Source organism: Marinimicrobium sp. UBA4509 (genome assembly GCF_002388575.1).
In the GTDB taxonomy this organism is placed as follows: domain Bacteria; phylum Pseudomonadota; class Gammaproteobacteria; order Pseudomonadales; family Cellvibrionaceae; genus Marinimicrobium; species Marinimicrobium koreense.
On record NZ_DGMV01000025.1, the window covers coordinates 23550 to 29869 of the forward strand.

The following is a 6320-nucleotide window of genomic DNA, read 5'->3' on the forward strand; positions in this document are numbered from 1 at the left end:
AATCACTTGCATCTCTTTCCGCATCCAATTACTGTACATACAAACAGTATTTAGTTGAAGTGCGATCATGAGTTATGCCGAACTCGTCTGCCAGAGTAATTTCTCCTTTCTGGAAGGCGCCTCCCATCCCGAAGAGCTGATGAACCGGGCCGACGAACTGGGTTACCGGGCCCTGGCGCTGACCGACGAGTGCTCGGTGGCCGGTGTGGTGCGCGCCTACGCCGAGCACCGTCGGCTGGGCTCAAAGACCCGCCTGATCGTCGGCACCCGGCTGCGCCTGCCTCCCTGGTTGGATCTGGTGCTGCTCTGCCCGACCCGCCAGGCCTATGCCGAGCTTTGCCGGATCGTCAGTAACGCCCGGCGGCGCAGCCCCAAGGGGCAGTACCAACTGGAGAAGTGGGACCTGAAATCCATCCAGCACGGATTGTTGTTATGGCTGCCCTGCGGAGACGGAACATTGGATCAGCGCTGGGGCCAGTGGCTGAAAAAACACCACGAGAGTCGACTCTGGTTGGGCGTGCGGCGCCACCTGACGCACCGGGAGCACCGGATGATTGCTCACTGCGAGCAGCTCGGTCAGGATCTGGCTCTGCCCTTGTGCGCCTGCGGTGAGGTGCTGATGCACCGGGCCGAGCGCCTGCCCCTACAACAGGTGCTCACCGCCATTCGGCTGGGCACCACCGTTGCCAAGGCCGGCCGCAAGCTCTGCCCCAATGCCGAACGGAGCCTGCGCAGTCACGCCAAACTGGACAAACTGTTCAAGCCCGAGTGGCTGGCCGAAACCTGCCATATCGCCGAGCGCTGCACCTTTGATCTGGGCGAGCTGCGTTACGAGTACCCGGCGGAACTCGTCCCCCCGGGGCAAACGCCCTTCTCTTATCTGTGTGAGCTGGTCGAACAGGGCGTTCAGAAACGGTTTCCCGAAGGGCCCGACGAAACGGTCCGAGCGACGATCGACAAGGAACTGGATCTGATCGACAGCCTCGGCTACGCGCACTTCTTCCTGACCATCCACGACCTGGTCGTCTTCGCTCAAAGTCGCGGTATTCTGTATCAGGGGCGGGGCTCAGCCGCCAACTCGGTGGTCTGTTACTGCCTGGAAATCACCGCTGTCGACCCGAGGCACATCAAAGTTCTGTTTGAGCGTTTTCTGTCCAAAGAGCGCAATGAACCGCCGGACATTGATGTGGACTTCGAACACGAACGGCGCGAAGAAGTGATCCAGTACATCTATGAAAAATACGGGCGCCCCCGGGCAGCCCTGGCCGCTACCGTTATCCGCTACCGGTTCAAAAGTGCCCTGCGGGATGTGGGCAAGGCACTCGGTATCGGCGAATCCCACCTGGACTTCCTGATTCGCAACATCAACCGGCGGGACCGGGACAGCCAGTGGGAGCAGCAGGTAAGCGATATTGGCCTGGACCCGGAGTCCGGAACCGCCCAGCAACTGGTGCAGCTGGTCAATGAGCTGCGCGGTTTTCCCCGCCACCTGTCGCAACATGTGGGGGGCTTTGTCATTTCCTCAGGCCCGCTCTACGAACTGGTCCCCATCGAAAATGCCGCCATGACCGAGCGCACGGTCATCCAGTGGGACAAAGATGACATTGAAACCCTCGGACTGCTGAAGGTGGATGTTCTGGCATTGGGTATGCTCACCGCCCTGCGTAAAAGTTTTGATCTGGTCCGCCAGCACTGGGGCCGCTCACTGAGCCTTTCCGAGCTGACCGGCGCCATGGACGACCCGGCGGTTTACCGGTTGATTCAGAAAGCCGATACGGTGGGACTGTTTCAGATTGAATCCCGGGCTCAGATGTCCATGCTGCCACGCCTGAGGCCGGCCTGCTATTACGATCTGGTGATCCAGATTGCCATTGTCCGGCCCGGTCCGATTCAGGGCGGCATGGTCCACCCCTATCTGAAACGCCGCAATAAAGAAGAGGGCGTGGACTACCCCTCCGAGGAAGTCAGAGGCGTTCTGGAGCGCACTCTGGGGGTACCGATTTTTCAGGAGCAGGTCATCCAACTGGCCATGGTGGCCGCCGGATTCACCGGCGGGGAAGCCGATCAGTTGCGGCGCGCCATGGCGGCCTGGAAGAAAACCGGTGAGCTGGAAAAGTTTCACGACAAACTGGTCGATGGCATGGTGGCCCGGGGCTACACCAGCGAGTACGCGGAGCGTATCTATCAACAGATTTGCGGCTTTGGCGAATACGGTTTTCCCGAATCCCACTCCGCCAGCTTTGCCCTACTCGCCTATGCCTCGGCGTGGCTCAAACACCACTACCCCGAAGCGTTCTACACTGCACTGCTGAACAGCCACCCCATGGGCTTCTATTCACCGTCGCAGTTGATCCAGGACGCCCGCCGTCACGGGTTGGAGGTGCGACCGGTCTGTGTGAATCGTTCGGAGCGGGATCACGGCCTGGAAAAGACCGATCAGGGTTGGGCCATTCGGCTCGGTTTCCGATTGGTCAAAGGCCTCTCTGAGGCTGGCATGACTCAGCTTGTGGCACAGCCCCGCCAGAGCGAAGAACGCCGTTTTCAACAGGTGTCGCAACTGAAAGCCGACGGTTTCAGTCAGCGGGACCTCGAAGCGCTGGCCAGTGCCAATGCCCTGCATGACCTCAGTGACAACCGCTACCAGACCCGCTGGGCACTGATGGACCAGAGTCATTCACTGCCTTTGTTTGCCCATCTTGATGAACCAGACAAGGCGGCCGAACCCGAGGCGGACTATCTGACAGCCCCAAGTGAGCTGGACAACCTGGTGGAGGATTATGCAAGCACCGGGCTGACCCTGAATCGTCATCCGATCACTCTTCTGGATGAGGCTGGCGCTATCGGTCGCTTTACCCGGGCCAAGGACTTGTGCACCCGGGAGCACAAGTCCATGGTGGCCGTCGCCGGTGTGGTAACCGGGCGACAGAGTCCGGGCACCGCCGCCGGAGTCACCTTCATCACCCTGGAAGACGATACCGGCAACAGCAATGTCGTGGTCTGGCTGGCAACGGCCCGCGCCCAAAAACAGGCCTACCTGACCGCCCGGCTATTGAAAGTCCACGGGATTCTGGAGCGGGAAGGTGAAGTCACTCACGTGATCGCCGGTCGCCTGGAAGATCTCAGCCACCGTCTGGATGCCCTGTCCACCCGGTCCAGGGACTTTCATTAAACCACCATCGGCATTAAACCATCACTGGCATTAATCAATCACTGATCTCAATCGTGTTACTGACGCACAAATACCAGGCAGCGATTGTTGGCGGGCAGCTCAAGGGTTTCGGTCAGTTCCAGTCCGCGTTGCCCGGCTTCTTCGGCAACCGTCTGTCGATTGCGGATGCCCCGGTGTGGCGCCTGGGTTTTCAGCCACTGATCAAACTCGGCGTTGCTGTCGCTGGTGAACGCACCCTGTTCATTGAAGGGGCCGTAAACCACCAACAGGCCGCCAGGAGGCAGAATTCGCGCGCACCCGTCCAACAGGGAGAGCACCGCCTCCCAGGGCATGATGTGGAAGGTGTTGGAGGTAAATACCGCATCGGTCTGCTCGATCGGCCAGGGGGACTGCGCGGCGTCGAGTACCAGTGGTGGTTTCAGATTGCTGCCGAAATAATCCGCCAGCCAGGCCTGAATGCCCTCATGATGCTCGGGCAGATCACTGGTCTGCCACGTCAAATGCGGCATGGCCGCAGCGAAATAGACCGCATGCTGGCCGGTACCGGTACCGATTTCAAGCACATGACGCAGGGTGGCGAAACGCGGTGCAAGCACCGACAGTATGGGCTGTTTATTGTTCTCGCAGGCTTGAGAGAAAGGTTTATCGACGACCGCCATAACAACGACTCCGGCACGGTGAAGGAGACCCATTGTAGCTCAATAAAACAACACTGACTCACCCACCCGGTCAATCAACAGATCCCGGTAGTACTCCGCCTTGGCAATATGCAGTGTTTCCAGAGGGTTGAAGTCATCCGTAATCACCAGCTCTGTATCGCCCGTAACGCTCACCTCCCGGGCCTGCAACCACTGGCGAGACGCTGCGGGGCCACTGAGTTCCAGAGGGTCGTCCGACACCACGAACACGAAATCATTGAAGCTTGCCTCCGGCGAGGACACAAAGGTACGGCGGTGTTCGAATACCTGATCCAGGGTATTGGCGACGGCCTCCACCGGGGTGCGTTCCCCATCGTGGGTCAGGCCGACAAAATTCAGCGCCAACACACCACCGGGCTTCAGGCGGGCTTTCAGCGTCTGGAACATTTCGAGACTCAACAGATGAATCGGCTCAGCGCCGCCGGTAAAGCAGTCGTGCACAATCAGGTCATAGCGTCGTTCAAGTTGCTGTATCCGATAGCGCGCATCGCCCACCACGACCTCGCCCGTCGGTTCAAAGCTGAAGTATTGTTGCGCGGCATGAGCCACCGCCGGGTCAATTTCAATGGCGTCGGTGCGTACACCGAAGCGGGCGTAGGTATTGACCAGGTGGCCACTGCCCAGGCCCACCAGCAGCGCCGAGTCCCCGGCCGGATGAAACCGGGGCAGTTGACCAACAACCTGCTGATACCCCAGAAGGCCCACCCCGGTCTCCATATCTTCTGCACCAATCGTCGAGCCACCCGACATCAGCCAGCGTATACCGCGCTCCGGCTGATCAATGACCCGGACCCAGCCGTAATGGGTTTCCGCTTCGAAGACGACGTCCGAGCCGGGGTAATCCCGCTCACCAATCGAAGTGCCAACCCCCAGCAAGAGCACCGCCGCCAACACCGCCGTGGACACGCCCCAGACCAGCAGCGAATGCCCGGACCTCAAGCGCTGACGCTCATAGAGTGCCAATACAAACGCCATGATCAGCATCAGCAAACTCAGGCTGACCACGATGGCCTCGGTTCCAAACAGCGGCAACAGAAAAAACCCGAGAAAGAGCGTGCCCAGTACACTGCCCAGCGTACTGATCGCGTAAACCGTCCCGGCGGTTCGCCCCACCCGCTCAAGGCCCTGGGTGACAGTCTTGATGACATACGGGCCCACCATTCCCAATGTCAGCAGACAGGGGGTAAACAGGATCAGCGCACTGAGCAGCGCCCCACCCCGCAGTCCAAAGCCATTACTGGCGAGCTGCACCGGCTTGCTCAACAAGGGAATCACCCCAATCAGCACCGCCGTCACCAGAAGGATGTGGGACAGCCGCAACCAGGGTGCGGTGTCGGCAAGACGTCCACCCACCAGGTAGCCCACCGAGAGCGCCAGTAAGGCGGTGGACAGCAGCGACGACCAGACAATCATGCTGACCCCGTAGTAAGGGCCGATAATGCGCGTACCGAGCAGCTCGATCATCATGACGGTCGCGCCAGTGAGACTGGCGGTGACATAAAACAGCCACCGATCCATCCGGGTCAACGGCGGATGACCGAGCGTCGCGTTGGGAGATGTTTGTTGGGGGTTGGTCTGCCTGCGTTTGGACACGTTCCATGACCTCTATTATTGTTGTATTGCGAATAGTTGGCCGTAGACTATAAGAAGTTCTGGACGCTGCCAACGCGACCTTCTGTTTTTGTGGTCTGGTTCGCAAGCGGTGAAAAGTATCAGGAGGTATTGTGCGTCGATCTGCATCCATTCTGGCCTGGCTCAATTGCCTGATACCACTACTGGCCGTTACCGGTGCCTACAGCATCGCGCTGTACCAACAGGCCGCACCGGCATGCAATCCCTTCCTCGACGGCTGCACCTCCATCAGCCGGGCGGCCCGAAGCGGCGATGCCATTTTCCTGTTTCGCGGCCTGATGATGCCACTCAGCATGCTGCTGGTGCTTTACTGGCTGCTTCAGTGGCAGTGGTTGAACCAGCGCATAGGCCCACGCCGCCGACACACCGCCGCACTCTGGCTCGGTATCATTTCCGCCCTGGCGCTGGTGCTGTATACAAACTATCTCGGGACCGGGAGTGGTTTCTACGAGTTCATGCGCCGCACCGGCATCATTTTCCATTTCGCCTTTGCTTTACTGGCCCAGTTGATTTGCGTGCAGTCGCTGTTCAGCGCTCGGAATCGACTCCCGGCCGAAATCATTACCCCGGTTCGCTGGCAGTTTGCCCTGGTGTCAATTCAGTGGTTGTGGGGCGCGGTATCCCTGGCGGTGGATATCACTCTGCCCGCGTTCGAGTACGAAGCCAAAAACGTGATCGAATGGAATTTCGCCTGGGCAATGGTGGGGTTTTACGGTGTAAGCGGCTGGATCTGGTGGAGGCATCCACCGCAACCGTAAGTAGCTATGGAGAGGATAGCATTCATACGTCAGAAGCGCTCTAAGAAGCCCGGCGCCGGCAAG

General features: G+C 59.5%; 4 protein-coding genes. 2 read left to right on the forward strand and 2 right to left on the reverse strand.

Annotated elements, in window-relative coordinates:
• Positions 1-67: 67 nt before the first annotated feature.
• The gene (locus B3520_RS02720; protein WP_286807192.1) at positions 68-3169 is read left to right on the forward strand and encodes an error-prone DNA polymerase; all 3102 of its coding nucleotides are present in this window, start codon (positions 68-70) and stop codon (positions 3167-3169) included.
• Positions 3170-3225: 56 nt separating this feature from the next.
• Here B3520_RS02720 and B3520_RS02725 read toward each other — a convergent pair whose 3' ends face one another.
• Positions 3226-3828, reverse strand: coding sequence for a DUF938 domain-containing protein (locus B3520_RS02725; protein ID WP_286807193.1), 603 nt, complete (start codon positions 3826-3828; stop codon positions 3226-3228).
• A gap of 39 nt (positions 3829-3867) precedes the next feature.
• Positions 3868-5460 (reverse strand): fused MFS/spermidine synthase, encoded by a 1593-nt coding sequence (locus tag B3520_RS02730; RefSeq protein ID WP_286807194.1) that lies wholly within the window; start codon positions 5458-5460, stop codon positions 3868-3870.
• Positions 5461-5591: 131 nt separating this feature from the next.
• Here B3520_RS02730 and B3520_RS02735 point away from each other — a divergent pair, with 131 nt between their 5' ends.
• Positions 5592-6257, forward strand: a complete 666-nt coding sequence (locus tag B3520_RS02735) for a hypothetical protein (RefSeq protein ID WP_286807195.1) — start codon at positions 5592-5594, stop codon at positions 6255-6257.
• Positions 6258-6320 lie beyond the last annotated feature (63 nt).

Coding starts and splice junctions, on each gene's coding strand:
- B3520_RS02720 (WP_286807192.1), top strand. CDS start 68: ATGAGTTATGCCGAACTCGTCTGCCAGAGTAATTTCTCCTTTCTGGAA.
- B3520_RS02725 (WP_286807193.1), bottom strand. CDS start 3,828: ATGGCGGTCGTCGATAAACCTTTCTCTCAAGCCTGCGAGAACAATAAA.